This window comes from Streptococcus sp. oral taxon 431 (assembly GCF_023110115.1).
Taxonomy (GTDB): domain Bacteria; phylum Bacillota; class Bacilli; order Lactobacillales; family Streptococcaceae; genus Streptococcus.
Genome location: NZ_JALDVP010000001.1, coordinates 169,294 through 187,470, shown reverse-complemented (window position 1 = coordinate 187,470; position 18,177 = coordinate 169,294). Strand labels below are relative to the sequence as shown.

At 37.5% G+C, this 18,177-nt stretch carries 16 protein-coding genes, 1 tRNA gene, 1 pseudogene and 1 riboswitch; of the genes and pseudogenes, 6 read left to right on the top strand and 12 right to left on the bottom strand.

The window, feature by feature from the left end:
• Nucleotides 1-8: 8 nt before the first annotated feature.
• From M1F91_RS01040 to M1F91_RS01025, 4 genes and pseudogenes are all read right to left on the bottom strand, one after another.
• Nucleotides 9-1,283, bottom strand: coding sequence for a DUF2130 domain-containing protein (locus tag M1F91_RS01040; RefSeq protein WP_247912255.1), 1,275 nt, complete (start codon nucleotides 1,281-1,283; stop codon nucleotides 9-11).
• A gap of 80 nt (nucleotides 1,284-1,363) precedes the next feature.
• Nucleotides 1,364-2,161 carry a formate/nitrite transporter family protein gene (locus M1F91_RS01035; protein WP_247912254.1) on the bottom strand — a complete coding sequence of 266 codons (798 nt, stop codon included), beginning with the start codon at nucleotides 2,159-2,161 and terminating at the stop codon, nucleotides 1,364-1,366.
• Nucleotides 2,162-2,251: 90 nt separating this feature from the next.
• Nucleotides 2,252-2,668, bottom strand: a complete 417-nt coding sequence (locus M1F91_RS01030) for a hypothetical protein (protein WP_247912253.1) — start codon at nucleotides 2,666-2,668, stop codon at nucleotides 2,252-2,254.
• 115 nt (nucleotides 2,669-2,783) lie between these two features.
• Nucleotides 2,784-3,170: pseudogene (locus tag M1F91_RS01025) on the bottom strand (queuosine transporter QueT).
• Nucleotides 3,147-3,243, bottom strand: a riboswitch (PreQ1 riboswitch). (Overlaps the previous pseudogene by 24 nt.)
• A 28-nt stretch (nucleotides 3,244-3,271) precedes the next feature.
• On the opposite strand from M1F91_RS01025, the gene M1F91_RS01020 reads away from it, so the two are divergent.
• The 3 genes from M1F91_RS01020 to M1F91_RS01010 all read left to right on the top strand — a co-directional run bounded on the left by M1F91_RS01020 (nucleotide 3,272) and on the right by M1F91_RS01010 (nucleotide 4,335).
• Entirely contained in the window at nucleotides 3,272-3,706 is a 435-nt protein-coding gene (locus tag M1F91_RS01020) for a GtrA family protein (protein WP_247912252.1), read from the top strand.
• A 70-nt stretch (nucleotides 3,707-3,776) separates the two neighbouring features.
• Nucleotides 3,777-4,157, top strand: a complete 381-nt coding sequence (gene mscL, locus M1F91_RS01015; RefSeq protein WP_247912251.1) for a large conductance mechanosensitive channel protein MscL — start codon at nucleotides 3,777-3,779, stop codon at nucleotides 4,155-4,157.
• Between the two features lie 106 nt (nucleotides 4,158-4,263).
• Nucleotides 4,264-4,335: transfer RNA gene (locus M1F91_RS01010), tRNA-Arg, on the top strand.
• Nucleotides 4,336-4,378: 43 nt separating this feature from the next.
• On the opposite strand, the gene abc-f is transcribed toward M1F91_RS01010, so the two are convergent.
• Both abc-f and M1F91_RS01000 read right to left on the bottom strand, forming a co-directional pair.
• Nucleotides 4,379-6,280, bottom strand: a complete 1,902-nt coding sequence (abc-f, locus tag M1F91_RS01005) for a ribosomal protection-like ABC-F family protein (protein WP_247912250.1) — start codon at nucleotides 6,278-6,280, stop codon at nucleotides 4,379-4,381.
• Nucleotides 6,281-6,356: 76 nt separating this feature from the next.
• The gene (locus M1F91_RS01000; protein WP_247912249.1) at nucleotides 6,357-7,595 is read right to left on the bottom strand and encodes a DUF4352 domain-containing protein; all 1,239 of its coding nucleotides are present in this window, start codon (nucleotides 7,593-7,595) and stop codon (nucleotides 6,357-6,359) included.
• A 243-nt stretch (nucleotides 7,596-7,838) separates the two neighbouring features.
• Between M1F91_RS01000 and M1F91_RS00995 the strand changes: the two genes are divergently transcribed.
• Both M1F91_RS00995 and M1F91_RS00990 read left to right on the top strand, forming a co-directional pair.
• Complete coding sequence (locus M1F91_RS00995) at nucleotides 7,839-9,557, top strand: phospho-sugar mutase (protein ID WP_247912248.1); 1,719 nt, start codon at nucleotides 7,839-7,841, stop codon at nucleotides 9,555-9,557.
• 108 nt (nucleotides 9,558-9,665) lie between these two features.
• A complete protein-coding gene (locus M1F91_RS00990) occupies nucleotides 9,666-10,013 on the top strand; it encodes a thiol reductase thioredoxin (RefSeq protein ID WP_006150616.1) in 348 nt (115 codons plus the stop codon).
• A gap of 36 nt (nucleotides 10,014-10,049) precedes the next feature.
• Here M1F91_RS00990 and M1F91_RS00985 read toward each other — a convergent pair whose 3' ends face one another.
• From M1F91_RS00985 to mutY, 4 genes are all read right to left on the bottom strand, one after another.
• Nucleotides 10,050-10,859, bottom strand: a complete 810-nt coding sequence (locus M1F91_RS00985) for an MBL fold metallo-hydrolase (RefSeq protein ID WP_006150622.1) — start codon at nucleotides 10,857-10,859, stop codon at nucleotides 10,050-10,052.
• Between the two features lies 1 nt (nucleotide 10,860).
• Nucleotides 10,861-12,210 (bottom strand): cell wall metabolism sensor histidine kinase VicK, encoded by a 1,350-nt coding sequence (vicK, locus tag M1F91_RS00980; protein WP_006150645.1) that lies wholly within the window; start codon nucleotides 12,208-12,210, stop codon nucleotides 10,861-10,863.
• Nucleotides 12,203-12,907, bottom strand: a complete 705-nt coding sequence (gene yycF / locus M1F91_RS00975) for a response regulator YycF (protein WP_235084093.1) — start codon at nucleotides 12,905-12,907, stop codon at nucleotides 12,203-12,205. Before yycF ends, vicK begins: the two co-directional genes overlap by 8 nt.
• A 70-nt stretch (nucleotides 12,908-12,977) precedes the next feature.
• Nucleotides 12,978-14,132 (bottom strand): A/G-specific adenine glycosylase, encoded by a 1,155-nt coding sequence (gene mutY, locus M1F91_RS00970; protein ID WP_247912247.1) that lies wholly within the window; start codon nucleotides 14,130-14,132, stop codon nucleotides 12,978-12,980.
• 170 nt (nucleotides 14,133-14,302) lie between these two features.
• On the opposite strand from mutY, the gene M1F91_RS00965 reads away from it, so the two are divergent.
• Nucleotides 14,303-16,582: a Xaa-Pro dipeptidyl-peptidase gene (locus M1F91_RS00965; RefSeq protein ID WP_247912246.1), complete on the top strand. Its 2,280-nt coding sequence runs from the start codon at nucleotides 14,303-14,305 to the stop codon at nucleotides 16,580-16,582.
• Between the two features lie 49 nt (nucleotides 16,583-16,631).
• Here M1F91_RS00965 and M1F91_RS00960 read toward each other — a convergent pair whose 3' ends face one another.
• Both M1F91_RS00960 and obgE read right to left on the bottom strand, forming a co-directional pair.
• Entirely contained in the window at nucleotides 16,632-16,793 is a 162-nt protein-coding gene (locus M1F91_RS00960; protein ID WP_006148428.1) for a hypothetical protein, read from the bottom strand.
• 9 nt (nucleotides 16,794-16,802) lie between these two features.
• Nucleotides 16,803-18,113, bottom strand: coding sequence for a GTPase ObgE (obgE, locus tag M1F91_RS00955; protein WP_247912245.1), 1,311 nt, complete (start codon nucleotides 18,111-18,113; stop codon nucleotides 16,803-16,805).
• Between the last annotated feature and the right edge of the window lie 64 nt (nucleotides 18,114-18,177).

Below are 18,177 nucleotides of genomic sequence, written 5' to 3'. Positions count from 1 at the left end.
GGATCCTCCTATTCCCCCCTCAGTGATTCAAATTTTGCTTTCATAGTTGGATTCTTCCGAGTCAATTTTTTAACAGAAACATCGTCCAACTTATTGTTTGCGAGGCGGAGTTGGTTTTCTGATGTTGTTAGGAATTTCTTGACTTCTTCCATCCGTTTGATAGCCTTGTCGATCTCGTCAATAGCCTTACCGAAGTTTACAGATGCTGAATTGTAGTTCTTGGCAAAGGCTACCTTGAAAGCTTCCAAGTCTTCCTCGAAATGGGTAATATCAATGTTTTGTTCTCGGATAAGTGCTAACTCCTGCTTGTATTTTAGAGAGTTAAGAGCCGCATTACGCAAGAGACCAATCAGTTGGATAAAGAACTGAGGACGCACGACATACATCTTCTCATACTCGTGGCTGACATCAACAATTCCAGTATTGAAGTAATCATTATCAGCCTCAAGCATAGTCACTAATACGGCATACTCACAGTTCTTCTCAAGACGATCCTTGTCCAACTCCTTGTAGAAGTCTGCATTCTTGTGCTTCTTCTCAGTTCCGTCTGCTTCATTTTTCATCTCAAACATGATAGAAATGTATTCTAGCCCATTTTCATCAAAATCACGAAAGATAAAATCTCCTTTAGAACCACGCGCTGAAATCTTGTTGTCCTTTTCAAAATAAGCATTTGGAAAGGCAAAACTACGAACCTTGTTAAACTCGCTCTCTGCATACTGTTCTAGACTTTCACCAATAGCTTTTGTAGATTGTTGTGCCTTAAAATTCTTGTAAAACTCAACTTGCTCACTAGCTGCCTTAAGTTGCGCTTCATAGTTTTGTTTCACCGAAGCAAGAGAAAGCTCGTTTTCTTTTTCTTGTAAAAGAAGCTGATTTTTAACCTGATCGCGTTCTTTTTCAAGATCAGAAAGAGTTTTTTGTAGTTGATTTTCATGCTCTAAGCGCAAGGTAGCCAATTGATTCTCAAGAGCTTGAACTTCTTTTTCTTTCTCTAACAGACTTTGACTAGCACTTTGCTCTACTTCTTTTTTGGCCAATTCTTTTTCTGTATCGAAGTTTTGGATTTGACTTTGTAGCTGGGCAATTTCTTGATCCTTTTGAGCGAGTTTTGCCTGTTGTTCATTCAAGGCCTTTTGCTCCACCAATGTCAACTCTTGCTTCATTCTGTCATGCAATTCTTTATCAAACTCTGCTGTTCGAACTTGAGAAATCAGCTCAGCGTATTGGCTTTCATTAACTGTAAAAACTTCCCCACAATTTGGACATTTAATTTCGTTCATGATTTTCCTCTGTATTTAACATTACTACATTCATTATAGCATGGAAAAACAAAAAGAAAAAGTTGGAATCAATCCAACTTTTAATCTACGTATGTATCTTCGTTCTTGTTTAAGAAGGCATAAGGCAATCCCATCAGTAAACCACCACCGATAAAGTTACCAATAAAGGTTACACCCCAGTGACGAAGAATATTTCCAATACCGAAGTTCGCGATTGAATCAGCAGCAACACTGAACTTCACAATCGCAAATGAAGCAAAGTTTGCGGCGATGTGCTCATTTGTTAAGAATACAAACATGTAAATAGCTGATAGAACCAACCAAAGTTTTGCTCCACCATCCTTAACTAAAACAAATGAAAGAATGGCGATGTTTACAAAGATATTAGCTAGAATACCTTCAAGTAAAACTAGTTCATTAGAGCGACCCAACTTCATTTCTACAACTCCAGAAATAAAGCTATCATGTGTTAGATTAGCGTACGCTGCTGAATGAGCAAATCCCCAACCAGCGATAAGGGCACCGATTAAGTTAAAAAAAGTACAATATAGAAGATTTTCAGCTGTTTTTCTCCAGCTAATTTTTTTCAAAAAACTACCTGCTGTTAAGAACATCATGTTTGACGTTACCAATTCAGCATTCAAGAAGACAATATAAGCCAATCCCCAAGCAAAAACAAACGGGAAAAGAAAGCGTCCGCTACCAGGAGCGATTTTATTGATCAAGTCAGCACCAACAGCTCCAGCAGCTGTACTGAAAGTTAAGAAAGCACCAGCAAACATTGAGCGAATTGCATATTTGAATTTACTTTGACTGTAAAGACTTTCCTTTTTCTTACAAGCAAATTCGATTTTTGAAATAAATTCTGATGAGACCATATAAACTCCTAAAACTTTTATTTGTGAATATTATAACATAAAATCAACTTTATGGAAAGGCTTTCTGAAATTTTAAAAAATTAAAACCTATTATTCTAAAATACGGATCTTGATATTGTATTTTTTTGTTTCATTCTTTAAGTTATTGACTAGTTGATCATTCTCTTTTGATTTTCCAAAGAAAAAGGCTAGAGATTTTCCGCTCTTTTGTTCGATAGTCAAAAAATATCTAGCTCCATTCAATTTAACACTTGGAATAAAATGGACCTCAATCTTTTTAATATTATTGAGTGGTATAATGCGCTTTCTAAAAACATAAGCATTATGGATATAAAATCTTCCCTTAGCAATATGAAACGGGGCAAAATAGTTTCCACCACTTTGACGCACAATGACATAACGACGCCAAAGAATCAATAAAAGAAGGAAGGATACAAAGGAAATAGCAAAAACCAAAACCGAGCTTTTCATCATCGATTTTATCCCAATCAAAAAATAATCTATCATAATTAAACCGCCTTTTCTCCCCTATTATACCACTTTTAATGGGCATCTACTGTATAGGCAAAGAAAAAGACTGAACAAAGTTCAGCCCTTTTTACGAATGGTTGATAAGATATCTTTATCTAGTCAAATCAATACGTTGACCAATTTTACCAATGATAATTGCACCGACAATTAGTGAAGCGAATTCTCCGATACCAGTAGTGAACCATGTAAAGAAGAATGGTGCTTCTGCTACAATGTTCAATTCAGCAGCAATGGTGATCATTGAAATTAAAAATAGAATTGAAAAGAAGAAATGATCTTTACGAATCAATCCATTAAAAAGATAGTCTTTACTATATTTACTGAACAACCAAACTCCTAAGCTTAGGAAGACAAGAGTTGATCCTCGATATAAATCACTAACAGTCAGTCATAGCTCTTTTAATACTGCTGCGACAATGGCAATGTCAGCCAAATCACGGACAGTAAGTTTTTTCTTGTTTTCTCCTTTAGTGGCTATCCCGCGTCTAATATGCTTGGTGAAAGAGCTAAGCACCAAGAGTTGAACAAGTAAACTTTACAAGTATAGAACATTTTTCAGCTTTATGCTATACTAATCTTATGAAAACATATATAAAAAAATTCTTTGATAACGAGATTTTATCCTATCTATTTTTCGGAGTTGCAACTACCGTAGTATCAATATTTGTCCGCATCGTCATTTTTTATCTTACTCACCAAGAGTTAGTTGCGACTGCCTTGGGAAATATTGCTGGAATCCTATTTGCCTTTTTTACAAATGACACATTTGTATTTAAGCAACAAAGAAAAAACTGGTTTAATCGATTAATCAAATTTACCTCTGCAAGACTTATCACCTTTTTATTAGATCTTCTACTAACTTTTATTTTTGTAACTAGCTTCCCACAAATTATTGGTTACTTTGTTGGAAATGATATTAATACAATTAATACAGTTGAAATCTTCATTGCGCAGGTTACGATGGTGGTTCTCAACTACGTTTTTAGTAAGCTTTTTGTTTTTAAAAATAAATAAGCACTTTTCTTGCATTTAATATAAATTTACGATATAATTTAGACTGAAAAATTTCGAAAGGAAAAAGATTATGTTAAAGGATCTTAAAGATTTCTTGCTCCGTGGTAACGTCGTTGACCTTGCTGTCGGTGTGATCATCGCCACTGCTTTTGGTGCTATCATCAATTCATTTGTTAATGATATCATCACTCCACTTCTATTGAACCCAGCCTTGGAAGCTGCGAATGTAAAAAACATTGCTGAGCTTGCATGGAATGGTGTTACATATGGTAAATTCTTGAGCGCTGTTATAAACTTCGTTGTAATTGGTACTGTTCTCTTCTTCATGATTAAAGCTATTGAAAAAGCTCAAAACCTTCGTAAGAAAGAGGAAGTTGTTGAAGAAGGTCCAGCAGCTCCAACTGAATTGGAAGTTCTTCAAGAAATCAAAGCACTTCTTGAAAAAAAATAAAAATGTAAAAGGATTTAGATATTGTCTAAATCCTTTTTTCTTCCTCTTTTTATATTGGTTTTAGTCTTGAGTAAAACTCCTATTTTTGATATAATGATGAGAGTTTCCACCCTTAGTGTAATGGATATCACGTAAGATTCCGGTTCTTGAGATGGGGGTTCGATTCCCTCAGGGTGGATAGATATAAACGAAAAAGCAACGGTGCCGTTGCTTTTTTGTTATTAAACTTTTTCCGACAATTCTTCCCACTCAAGCATAGCTTCTTCCTGGCGCTGACTAATCTTATCTAGTTCTGCCTGCAATTGCATGAGTTCATCCGCATCATTAGTAGTGTGCATTTGTTCAGAAATAGCTTGGGCTTGATTTTCTAATTCTTCGATTTCTATCTCAAGACTTTCAATTTGTCTCATTAGCTTACGAACTTCTTTTTGACTCTCTTTTTGGGCTTGATAGTCATTAACTGGAGAAGCCTCTTTTTCTTGGCTATAAGCTACCGCTTCTTCCTCTTGACTAGCTGCCAACTCTGCTTTTTTCTCAACATAATAGTCATAATCACCCAAATAGACGGTCGAACCATTTTCGGACAATTCCAGAACATGTGTAGCGACACGATTGATAAAATAACGGTCATGGCTGACAAATAGAAGAGTACCATCAAAGTCAATCAGTGCATTTTCCAGAACTTCCTTACTATCAATATCCAAATGGTTGGTAGGCTCGTCAAGAATCAGGAAGTTATTATTTTCCATTGATAGTTTAGCCAGTAACAAGCGAGCTTTCTCTCCACCTGAAAGCATGCCAACTGATTTCTTGACATCATCACCTGAAAAAAGGAAGGCGCCTAAACGATTTCGGATTTCCACTTCTGGCGTCAATCTAAAATCATTCCAAAGTTCATCTAAAACTGTATTGCTTGGTGTCAACTTACTTTGAGTTTGGTCATAGTAGCCAACTTCAACATTTGCACCGAAACGCTTCTCACCCTTTATAAAAGGAATCTGATCAACAATAGACTTGATAAAGGTTGTCTTTCCAATCCCATTCGGACCTACAACTGCTACGGTATTCATCTTACGAAGGTCGAGGTTGATAGGCTCTGATAATATTTCTCCATCATATCCAATAGCAGCATTCTCAACTGTCAGCACAATATTACCAGATGTTTTATCAGAGTGAAAGGTCATATTGGCTGATTTATTCCCAGCTTCAGGCTTATCTAAACGCTCCATCTTTTCCAGTTGTTTACGTCGAGATTGGGCACGTTTGGTTGTCGATGCTCGAACGAGATTTCGGTTAACAAAGTCTTCTAAAGCAGCAATTTCCTTCTGTTGCTTTTCGTAGTTCTTAGCTTCAGTCAGTAACTTCTGCTCTTTCTGCTCCACAAAGCTTGAGTAGTTCCCTACGTATCTATCTAAAGAATGTTTGGTTAAGTCGAGCGTTATGGTTGCTACTTTATCGAGGAAATAACGGTCGTGACTGACGATAATGAGGGCACCGCTGTAATTAACCAGATAGTTTTCTAACCAGGCAATGGTTTCAATATCCAGGTGGTTAGTTGGTTCATCTAAAACTAAAAGGTTTGGTTTTTCAAGTAACATTTTTGCCAGAGCTAAACGTGTATTTTGACCTCCAGAAAGCTCGGCAATTTTCATCTGCCACATAGACTCGTCAAAATTGAAACCATTTAAAATAGAGCGAATATCAGCTTCGTAGGTAAAACCTCCAGCCTGACGGAATTCTTCTGATAAACGATCGTAGTCAGACATGAGCTTATCAAGTTCTGCACCAGTCTTTTCCCCCATCTCTAGCTCCATCTGGCGAAGTTGTTTCTCTGTAGTACGTAAGTCGTCAAAGACGTGAAGCATCTCGTCATAGATAGTATTTTGGGATTCAAATCGACTATCCTGTGCTAAGTAAGAAAGGGAAATATCTTTTTTCTTATTAATCTCACCTGAAGTTGGCTCTTCTTCCCCGACTAATATCTTTAATAGCGTCGACTTACCTGCTCCATTTTTCCCAACGAGAGCAATACGATCTCTTTCATCTACTTGTAGATTAATATTTTCAAATAGAACATCGCCTGCGAAAGAACGTTCGATTTTATTAGCTTGTAAAATAATCATGTAACTATTTTACTATCTTTTTGTGTTTTTAACAATTCAAAAAAAAGTTCGAGCTTTAAACTCGAACTTTTAGATATTAATAACCGATACCACCACGGAATGTACGTGCCATATCTTTTAAGTTATAGTTCTTAGAAGATGTGTCGATTGTCCACTTACCGTCTTTCTTAGTCATCTTGATTTCGTATCCTTCTTTTTGCATATTATCGCTAGTATCAAGAGGAGTTGAATCAAATTGACTTGGTGCGTTTTCTAAAATGTACTTCTCACCAGCTTTCATAGCTTCTGAGTAGCTACTGTATTTACCTTTGTTTTCTTCATAGAATTTACGGCTCAATTCATGGACATTCAAGTTATCCAAGTCGATTGTTTCAGGTCTTACATAGATAACTGCATAGTCTGGCAAGTAAGTTTTTACTTTGTAATCAACTTTTGCTCGTTTTGCATTTGCTTTGATATATGCTTCTGCAAATGTACGAAGTTCAGAATCAGAAGGTTTGTAGTTGTAGAATCCTTTACCGAATGACTCGATGAATTTCTTGATAAATTCTTCTCTATCAGCCTTCACGTCATTTGTGATCACATCAGAATCGTTTGAAGATTTTTTGTCATCTGATTTTTTGTCTTCAGACTTTTTATCATCTTTCTTTTCTTCAGATTTCTTATCGTCTGATTTCTTGTTGTCCGATTTTTTATCTTCAAGTGCGACGATTTGAGTTTTATCATTAGTAAAGCTTACGTTTGATGCACCACCAGTGTTTTCTCCATCTAGGTAAACAGCATCAACATATTTTTTCATAGCTTCTTTGGCTTCATCAATAGTGTCTTCGTATTGACTTGGATCAACCTTGATAGCTACGTCATTTTTACCTTTTTGATTTTCTTTTACATCATCGTAAAAGCTTGGGGCAAAGTGAAGTTCATATTTTGCATCTTTATCAACTTCATAAACTACATAACCAGCAACACTCTTGCCTTTAGAGATGCTATCTCCGTATGACATAAATTTAGTTTTACTGTCTGACTCATAAATATTAATTGGTTCAACTTTTTCGTCTTTTTCGTTATAAAGCGTGATATCATGGCTAGTAAAGCTAAACTGTTTATCACGATTATTTTTAATTTCTACTTGAAGAGCAAGGTAGTGTGAATTTGAATCTTCATCTTTAGGAAGAACATACATACCGTCTTTAACAGAAACTTCAAAGTTTGAATTAGATGCAGTACCATTGTCACTTGCTTTTTTACTATTTCCACAAGCTACCAATGCTAAAGCAGTTAAAACTAAAGCTGAGTGCTTAAGAACTTTTTTCATAATAGAAAACTCCTTTTATTATTTATTTTATTGTACCATACACTTAAAAAATTTCAAACTAGAAACAGGAAATCGCTTTAAAAATATTGTAAATTTTTATAATAAGGAGAATTTTCATCTATTACATTTGTTTGATTAAATTTTTAAAATTCATATATATAGGTCATGCTAACGTTTTACTAAAACTTTAAAAAATGCTATAATGTAAACGGTTAATACTAATAACAAATAAGGAGAATTTCAATGACTTATCAAGAAAACTTCCAAAAATGGGCTGATTTTGCTGATCTACCAGATTACCTTCGTCGTGATTTGGAAAGCATGGATGAAAAAACAAAAGAAGATGCCTTTTACACAAACCTTGAATTCGGTACTGCTGGTATGCGTGGATTGATTGGTGCAGGTACCAATCGCATTAACATTTATGTGGTTCGCCAAGCAACTGAAGGTTTGGCTCGTTTGATTGAATCTAAAGGTGGAAATGAAAAAGAACGTGGTGTAGCCATCGCCTACGATAGCCGTCACTTCTCTCCAGAATTCGCCTTTGAATCTGCTGCAGTTCTTGCAAAACACGGTATTAAATCGTATGTCTTTGAAAGTCTCCGTCCAACTCCAGAACTTTCATTTGCTGTTCGTCACCTCAACTGTTTTGCAGGGATCATGATTACAGCTAGCCACAACCCTGCTCCGTTTAACGGATACAAGGTTTACGGTGAAGATGGTGGACAAATGCCTCCACACGATGCGGATGCTTTGACAACCTACATCCGTGCTATCGACAATCCATTTGCAGTTGAAGTTGCTGATGTTGAAGCTGAAAAAGCATCTGGTTTGATTGAAGTTATCGGTGAAGCTATTGATGCTGAATACCTCAAAGAAGTAAAAGATGTCAACATCAACCCTGCCTTAATTGAAGAATTTGGTAAGGACATGAAAATTGTCTACACTCCACTCCATGGTACTGGTGAAATGTTGGCTCGTCGCGCTCTTGCTCAAGCAGGATTTGACTCTGTTCAGGTCGTTGAAGCTCAAGCAACTCCAGACCCAGACTTCTCAACTGTAAAATCTCCAAACCCAGAGAGCCAAGCAGCCTTTGCACTTGCAGAAGAACTTGGTCGCCAAGTAGGGGCTGATGTGCTTGTTGCAACTGACCCAGACGCTGACCGTGTTGGTGTTGAAGTTCTTCAAAAAGATAGTAGCTACCTCAACCTTTCAGGTAACCAAATCGGTGCTATCATGGCTAAATACATCTTGGAAGCTCACAAAAACGCTGGAACTCTTCCTGAAAATGCAGCCCTATGTAAATCTATCGTTTCAACTGACTTGGTAACGAAGATTGCTGAAAGCTACGGCGCAACTATGTTCAACGTTTTGACTGGTTTCAAATTTATCGCTGAAAAAATTCAAGAATTCGAAGAAAAACACAATCACACTTACATGATGGGATTTGAAGAAAGCTTCGGTTACTTGATTAAGCCATTCGTACGTGATAAAGATGCCATCCAAGCAGTTCTTGTCGTTGCTGAACTTGCAGCTTACTACCGTTCACGTGGTTTGACTCTTGCAGATGGTATCGAAGAAATCTACAAAGAGTACGGCTACTATGCTGAAAAGACAATTTCTGTTACCCTTTCAGGTGTTGATGGTGCTGAGCAGATCAAGGCAATCATGGCTAAGTTCCGTGACAATGGTCCAAAAGAATTCAATAATACAGCAATTACTGTTGTTGAAGATTTCAAAGCGCAAACATCTACTGCTACAGATGGTACTGTTACTGCTTTGACTACTCCTCCAAGTGATGTCTTGAAATACACACTTGCGGATGGTTCTTGGATTGCTGTTCGTCCTTCAGGTACTGAACCAAAAATTAAATTCTATATTGCAGTGGTTGGTGAAAGCAATGAAGATTCACAAACCAAAATTGCAAACATTGAAGCTGAAATCAACGCTTTTGTAAAATAACAACTTAAAAAGATGAGATAGACCATCTCATCTTTTTTCGTATCAAATCTAAGCATTTTTAAAAACTTTATGGCATACTAGATTTATCAATGAAAGCGAGGTAAACTCATGGAACAATTCTTAGAAGATATTAAAGATCTTGAAGTTACAACTGTAGCGCGTGCTCAAGAAGCCCTTGATAACAAAGAAACTGCAACTTTCTTTGTTGGACGTAAAACTTGTCCTTACTGCCGTAAATTTGCCGGAACTTTGGCTGGTGTCGTTGCCGAAACAAAAGCACACATCTACTTCATCAACAGCGAAGAACCAAGCCAGCTCGATGCATTGCAAGACTTCCGCTCACGTTATGAAATCCCTACAGTACCTGGATTCGTACATGTTGCTAACGGAGAAATCAAGGTTCGTTGTGATTCTTCTATGTCTGCACAAGAAATCAAAGAATTTGCTGGTTTGTAAAAAGCATAATAAAAAGAAGGCATTTGCCTTCTTTTTTTATATATCTGTCAATGGTGTTGCGGTATCAGGAGACGTATCATAAACTTGAAAATCTACTCCTACACCGAGATCCGCTTGAGCTAGCTGATTGACCATGGTCATGTGGGCAAGCTCCTTGATATTGTTTTCCTTTGATAAATGTCCCAAGTAGATTTTTTTGGTACGATTACCAAGTGTACGTATCATTGCATCTGCACCATCTTCATTCGAAAGGTGACCGAGGTCAGAAAGAATCCGTTGTTTGAGTCGCCAAGCATAAGATCCAGCTCGCAAAATTTCTACATCATGATTTGACTCGATAAGGTAGCCATCTGCATTTTCAACGATACCAGCCATACGGTCACTGACATAACCTGTATCTGTCAGCATGACGAAACTCTTATCGTCCTTCATAAATCGATAAAACTGTGGAGCCGCTGCATCGTGACTAACACCAAAACTCTCGATATCAATATCTCCAAATGTTTTGGTTTTTCCCATTTCAAAAATATGCTTTTGAGAAGAATCAACTTTACCTAAGTACTTACTATTTTCCATAGCTTGCCAAGTTTTCTCATTGGCATAGAGGTCCATGCCATATTTACGCGCTAAAACTCCAACACCATGTATGTGATCCGTGTGTTCATGCGTGATTAATATCGCATCCAAATCTTCTGGTTTACGATTGATTTCACCTAATAAACTTGTGATTTTTTTACCGGATAAGCCGGCATCTACTAAAATCTTTTTCTTAGGGGTTTCTAGATAGAAGGAATTCCCACTAGAACCCGATGCTAAAATACTATATTTAAAGCCTGTTTCACTCATTCTAGTCTTCTACGTCATCCTCCCATACTTCTTCCTTCACAGCATCTCTATCATAAGGAAGTACAATGGTAAAGGTTGAACCCTTACCGTATTCACTCTTAGCCCAAATAAATCCATTATGTTGTTTGACGATTTCTTTAGCGATAGCAAGCCCTAAACCAGTACCACCTTGGGCACGGCTTCTAGCCTTATCAACCCTATAAAAACGGTCAAAAATCTTTGGTAAATCTTCTTTAGGAATTCCTAGACCTTGGTCTGAAATAGATAAAATCATCTGGTCATCAGTGGTTTTCATGCTAACCGTAATTTTCCCACCATCTGGAGAATACTTGATAGCATTGTTAAGAATATTATCAATAACCTGAGTCATCTTATCAGTGTCAATTTCAATCCAGACAGATGTAATCGGATAATCTCGAACAATCTCATATTTCTTTTCCTCATCCTGGGCTCGAATCTTGTCAAAACGGTTCAGGATGAAAGTAATAAAAGCTGTAAAGTTAATCAATTCAACATCTAAATGACTGGTTGCATTATCAATACGTGATAGATGTAAGAGGTCTGTCACCATACGCATCATACGATTGGTCTCATCAAGCGAGACCTTAATAAAGTCTGGTGCAACTGGTTCTGAAAGAGCTCCTTCATCCAAGGCTTCCAGGTAAGATTTTACACTAGTCAATGGAGTCCGTAACTCATGACTAACGTTTGAAACGAAGAGTCTTCTCTCACGCTCTTCTTTTTCTTGCTCAGTCGTATCATGAAGCACAGCTACAAGCCCTGAAATGAAGCCTGATTCTCTTCGTATGAGGGCAAAACGAACACGTAAACTGATATACTCTCCATTGACATTTTGAGAATAAATCATCAATTCTGGACTCTGTGTAATCAAGTCTCTAAGTTCGTACTCATCCTCAATCTTAAGTAACTCAAGTATATTCTGATTTAGAGCTTCATCACTTTCTACCCCAAGTTGTCTTTTAGCCATATCATTAATCATAGTGATTTGGCCTCGACGGTTAGTTGCAAGGACACCATCAGTCATGTATGACAAGATACTATGCAACCTTTTGCTTTCCTGCTCTAAGTTTTCCTGCGTCAGACGAATAACTTCTGACAAATCATTTAAGTTATTCGTGATATTAGTGATTTCACTATTCCCCTGCATATCCAGTACTTGGGAATAATCACCGGCAATTAAATCTTTAACCTTTTGATTTAACTGTTTGAGACGGATATTATCCCTTCGACCTTCAAGCAAAAGAAAACTCACGAGCATGATAAATCCAATTAAAATGAGAACAAAGATAAAATCTCTTGTCAGAATCGTTTGTTTAATTATATTAATCATTATTTCTCATGTAATAACCCACACCACGACGAGTCAAGATATACTCAGGTCTGCTTGGTGTGTCTTCAATTTTCTCACGTAGACGTCTAATGGTAACATCAACAGTACGAACATCACCGAAATAATCATAACCCCAAACAGTTTCAAGAAGGTGTTCACGGGTAATAACTTGACCAAGGTGAGAAGCTAAGTGATGCAATAACTCAAACTCTCTATGAGTTAAATCCAATTCTTCACCATATTTTTTCGCCACATAAGCATCCGGAAGAATCTCTAAATCCCCAATTTGAAGACTTTGTAATTTTGTATCTTCTTCTTGGTTCTCCACTGCTATTAAATCAGTACGTCGAAGCAAAGCCTTAACACGCGCTTGTAGCTCACGGTTTGAAAATGGTTTTGTTACATAATCATCAGCTCCAAGCTCAAGACCGATAACCTTATCAAACTCGCTATCTTTTGCTGAAAGCATGATAATTGGAACACTACTTGTCTTGCGAATCGTTTTAGCCACTTCCAGACCATCAATTTCTGGAAGCATCAGGTCCAAGATAATAATATCTGGTTTCTCAGCTTCAAACAATTCGATGGCTTCGCGTCCATTAAAGGCTGTAACAACCTCATAACCTTCCTTGGTCATATTAAACTTAATAATATCTGAGATTGGTTTTTCATCATCTACAATCAATATTTTTTTCATATAGTCACCTTTTTCCTTATATCAATTATACCAAAAAAATGCAAAGAAGACACGAAAGACTGGTATTATCCTATCTTTTTAAATATGCTTGCCAAATTTTTTGTTGAGGTTTTGCTAGTGGATAGAGGTCAAACTCTTCAGGAGTTAACCAAACTACCTCTTTATCACTATATTCTTTGCTATCAACTACTTTCCCGGATAAGATTCGTACATGCCACTTTCGATGGCTAAAGATATGTTTGACTTCTTCGAAATGAATATCCTGCCACTCAACTTCTAAATCATAATCCTGCTCAAAACTTTCTTGCGGTGATGGCCCAAGTTGAATAGATGGTTCAGCTACCTGATTAAAGAGATTTAGTTCTTCAATCTTAGAAAATTCATCGACCTCTATTAAGGGAAAATGCCAAAATCCAGCAAGTAACTTTTCACTTTCATTCTTTTCTAGTAAAAACTGTCCTTTAGCATTTTGAACAACTAAAGCATTAAAATAGACAGGAACTGGCTTTTTCTTTGGCGCTTTTATAGGATAGCGATCCATTGTTCCATTTTGATAGGCAGCACTAAAATCTTTAACTGGACTATCTTCTGGACTCGGATTAACGGGTGCCTCAATATCTGAACCCAAATCCATCAAGGCTTGATTGAAATCACCTGGACGTTCTGGATCAATCAAAATTTCCATCATGGCTTGAAATATCTTGCGATTACTTGGATTACCAATGTCGTGATTGACTTCAAATAAACGAGCCAAAACACGCATGACATTCCCATCAACTGCAGGCTGTGCTAGATTAAATGCAATACTTGAAATAGCTCCAGCTGTATAGGGACCTATCCCTTTCAAGCTTGAAATACCTTCGTAAGTTGAAGGAAAATCTCCATTAAAATCATTTATAATCTGTTGAGCGGCTGTTTGCATATTGCGGACACGAGAATAATAGCCAAGTCCTTCCCAGGCTTTTAGTAAGCGTTCCTCAGGAGCGTTTGCTAAGCTTTCTACGGTCGGAAACCAGTCTAAAAAACGTTCATAATAGGGAATGACGGTATCAACTCGAGTCTGCTGCAACATGATTTCAGACACCCAGATATGGTAAGGATTTTTGCTCCGTCTCCAAGGTAAATCCCGCTTGTTTTCATCATACCAGTCTAATAATTTTTGACGGAAAGAGAGAATCTTGTCCTCTTCCCACATGATCACACCATATTTCTCCAAATCTAACATATATCTAGTATAGCATATCCTTATAGGATACTCAAAAAATGAAAATTGTCCTTGTTTTGGTATCAGCTCTCTTATCATAGCTGACTATAAGTCATATCTCTACTCTTTCTGTTATTTTCTATGATTTTTTGATATAATGACTTTTGAATGAATCTTTAAAGGAGATGTCCATGCGTTTTAATCAATTTAGTTATTATCCCGTTACAAACCAACAAGCTTTACAGGAATTATCTGAGCTTGGATTCAAGCTTGATTTTTCAGCTTCACATAAAGAACAGTTTGAGACTTTTGTTAGGACTTGTTTTTTCAATTATAAAAATACGGATTATCCCCTCACTACTTTAGCAGTTGATAAAGAAACAGATTTACTTACTTTCTTCAATTCAGACCGTGAATTGACAGCAGAAATTTTCTACACTGTTGCCTTTCAATTGCTTGGATTCAGTTACTTTATTGACTTTGAAGACGCTCTTGCTTTTCACAAAGAAACAGCGTTTCCGATCGTTTACGGAGATTTAATCGACAATTTCTACCAGCTTTTAAATACACGCACTAAAAAAGGGAACACCCTTATCGATCAGTTAGTTAGTGATGGTCTTATTCCTGAGGACAATAACTATCACTACTTCAATGGCAAGAGTTTAGCAACCTTCAATACTAATAATGTCATTCGTGAAGTAGTTTATGTAGAGACTTGTGTTGATTCTGATAAAGATGGTCTACCTGACCTCATCAAGGTAAATATCATTCGTCCAGCCTATAATGGAAAGATTCCAGCTGTCATGACAGCAAGTCCATACCATCAAGGAACCAATGACAAAGCAAGCGATAAGGCTCTCTATAAGATGGAAGCTGAACTAGAAGTCAAGGAACCACATGAAATTACGTTAGAAAATCCAACCCTAGACTTGGTTGAACCCGTTGGGGATGCTGGACTTGTTTCTGAAGCTGAAGAAAAACTCACTCATATCAATAGCAGCTACACACTTAACGACTACTTCCTTCCAAGAGGATTTGCCAATATCTACGTATCAGGTCTTGGTACCAAAGATTCACAAGGTTTAATGACCAATGGAGATTACCGTCAAGTTGAAGCTTATAAGAATGTTATCGATTGGCTAAATGGTCGTTGTCGTGCCTTTACGGATCATAGTCGTAAACGTCATGTAAAAGCTGATTGGTCAAACGGTAAAGTGGCAACTACAGGTCTTTCTTACCTAGGAACAATGTCTAATGGTCTTGCTAGCACAGGAGTCGATGGTTTAGAGGTTATTATTGCAGAAGCTGGTATTTCTTCTTGGTACAACTACTACCGTGAAAATGGTCTTGTGACAAGCCCAGGCGGCTATCCTGGAGAGGACTTCGATTCATTAGATGAATTAACTTATTCTCGTAATCTCTTAGCTGGTGACTTTATTCGTGGAAACGAGGCTCATAAAGCATCCATAGAAGAACTCAAGAAGAATCTAGACCGTAAAACTGGAGATTATAATCAATTTTGGCATGACAGAAACTACCTTCTTAATACTAAAAAGGTTAAAGCTGAAGTTGTCTTTACCCACGGTTCACAAGACTGGAATGTAAAACCTCTTCATGTCTATCAAATGTTCAATGCTCTTCCAAGCAATATTAAGAAGCATCTCTTTTATCATAATGGCGCCCACGTTTATATGAACAACTGGCAGTCTATTGATTTCCGTGAATCCATGAATGCCCTTTTGACGCAGAAATTATTGGGTCAAAACACTGACTACCAACTTCCAAAAGTCGTTTGGCAAGATAATACTGCTCCTCAAACTTGGCTGTCACTTGAAGATTTTGGAAATCAAACTGACCATAAAACTTTCTCTTTAGGTACTGAGGAAGCTGTCATTGAAAATCATTACCAAGATTCTGACTTCGAACGATTTGGAAAGACCTACCAAACCTTTAACAATGAACTTTATCAAGGTAAGGTGAATCAGATTACCATTGATCTTCCAGTGACTGAAGATCTTCATATCAATGGTCGTGTTAAACTAAACCTTCGTCTCAAGTCAAGTACCAATAAAGGTCTTCTCTCTGCTCAACTTCTCGAACTCGGTCAAAAGAAATACCTTCAACCTTATCCTGGAGTCTTAGCTGCTCGTACTATTGATAATGGTCGTTACCATATGCTGGAAAACCTTTGCGAACTACCATTTAGCCCAAATGCCCAACGTGTTATCACCAAAGGCTACCTCAACCTCCAAAATCGTCATGATTTATTAAAAATTGAAGAAGTTAAACCAGATAAATGGATGGAATTCCAATTTGAACTCCAACCAACTATTTATAAACTAAGAAAAGGCGATACAACCCGACTCGTTCTTTATACTACTGACTTTGAAATTACTGTTCGTGACAATACTGATTATCAATTAACAGTAGACCTTGCGCAATCTAGTCTGGAAATCCCATATCAAAAATAGTTAGTAAAACAGAAAACCCGTGATACAAATATCACGGGTTCTTTTATTCTTATTTTTTTTCTTCAGCTTGTTTCTTCATTCTCGCAAGTCTCAATGAACGATTGGGATTGAGACGATTAAAAAGTTCTTCTAATTTCTTTTCATTCCAGACGTCTGCTGCAGAAACAAAATTTCCATCAGCATCTCGGAAAGATATTGGTTTATCACCCATAGCTATCTCCTAGTCTACAAATTCAAACTCAAATTTTCCAATACGGACAAGGTCGCCGTCCTTAGCACCACGAGCACGAAGAGCTTCATCAACTCCCATACCACGCAACTGACGTGCAAATTTCATGACAGACTCATCACGGTCAAAGTTAGTCATATTAAAGAGTCTCATGAGTTTTTCACCTGAAAGAACCCAAGTTGCATCATCGTCACGACCAATCTCAAATGGTTTTTCTTCCTCATCGAAGCCATAGTAAGCCTCTTCTTCCATCTCTGACTCATCATAAAGAAGGAATTCTGGCGTTTTATCAAGAAGCTCAGCTGTTGCATCTAATAAAGGTGCAAGTCCTTGCTTAGTCAAACCTGAAATTGGGAAGATTGGCGGTAACTCCTCAAACTCATCATAATTAGCAGCCAATTTTTTCTTGAACTCTTCAAGGTTTTCTTGACTCTCACGCATATCCATTTTATTGGCAACAATAATCTGTGGACGCTCCATAAGACGAAGGTTATAAGATTCAAGTTCCTTATTGATTGCTAGATAGTCCTCATAAGGATCACGTCCTTCACTAGCTGACATGTCAATGATATGCAAGATAACGCGTGTACGTTCGATATGACGCAAGAACTGAGTACCTAGACCAACACCTTGACTAGCACCTTCAATCAATCCAGGAAGGTCTGCTACTGCAAAGGACTCACCTGATTGAGTACGTACCATACCAAGATTAGGAACGATTGTTGTAAAGTGGTAGGCCCCAATTTTTGGCTTAGCAGAGGTAATCACGCTAAGAAGTGTTGATTTTCCGACAGATGGGAAACCAACTAAACCAACATCCGCAAGGATTTTAAGTTCTAACTGTAATTCACGTTCTTGACCAGGTTCTCCATTTTCTGAGATTTCTGGTGCAGGATTTTTAGGTGTTGCAAAACGGATATTTCCGCGACCACCACGACCACCGTGAGCCACGATGAACTCTTGTCCGTTCTCTATCAAATCAGTGAGAACTTTCCCAGTCTCCGCATCACGCACAGTTGTCCCTTGAGGTACACGGACAATCAAGTCTTCTGCTCCTCGGCCATGCATTCCTTTTGTCATCCCCTTTTCACCTGATTGGGCCTTGAAATGACGATTGTAACGGAAGTCCATAAGGGTACGTAAACCTTCGTCTACAACGAAAACAACGTTACCACCACGTCCTCCATCACCGCCCCATGGTCCACCATTAGGGACGTATTTTTCACGACGAAAGGCAACCATGCCATCGCCACCATTACCAGCCTTTACTTTAATCTTGGCTGTGTCTAAAAACATACTCATATTCTTTTCTCACTTTAAAAAGGGCTGGGAAATCCCAGTCACCAACTATTTGAAATAAATCCTA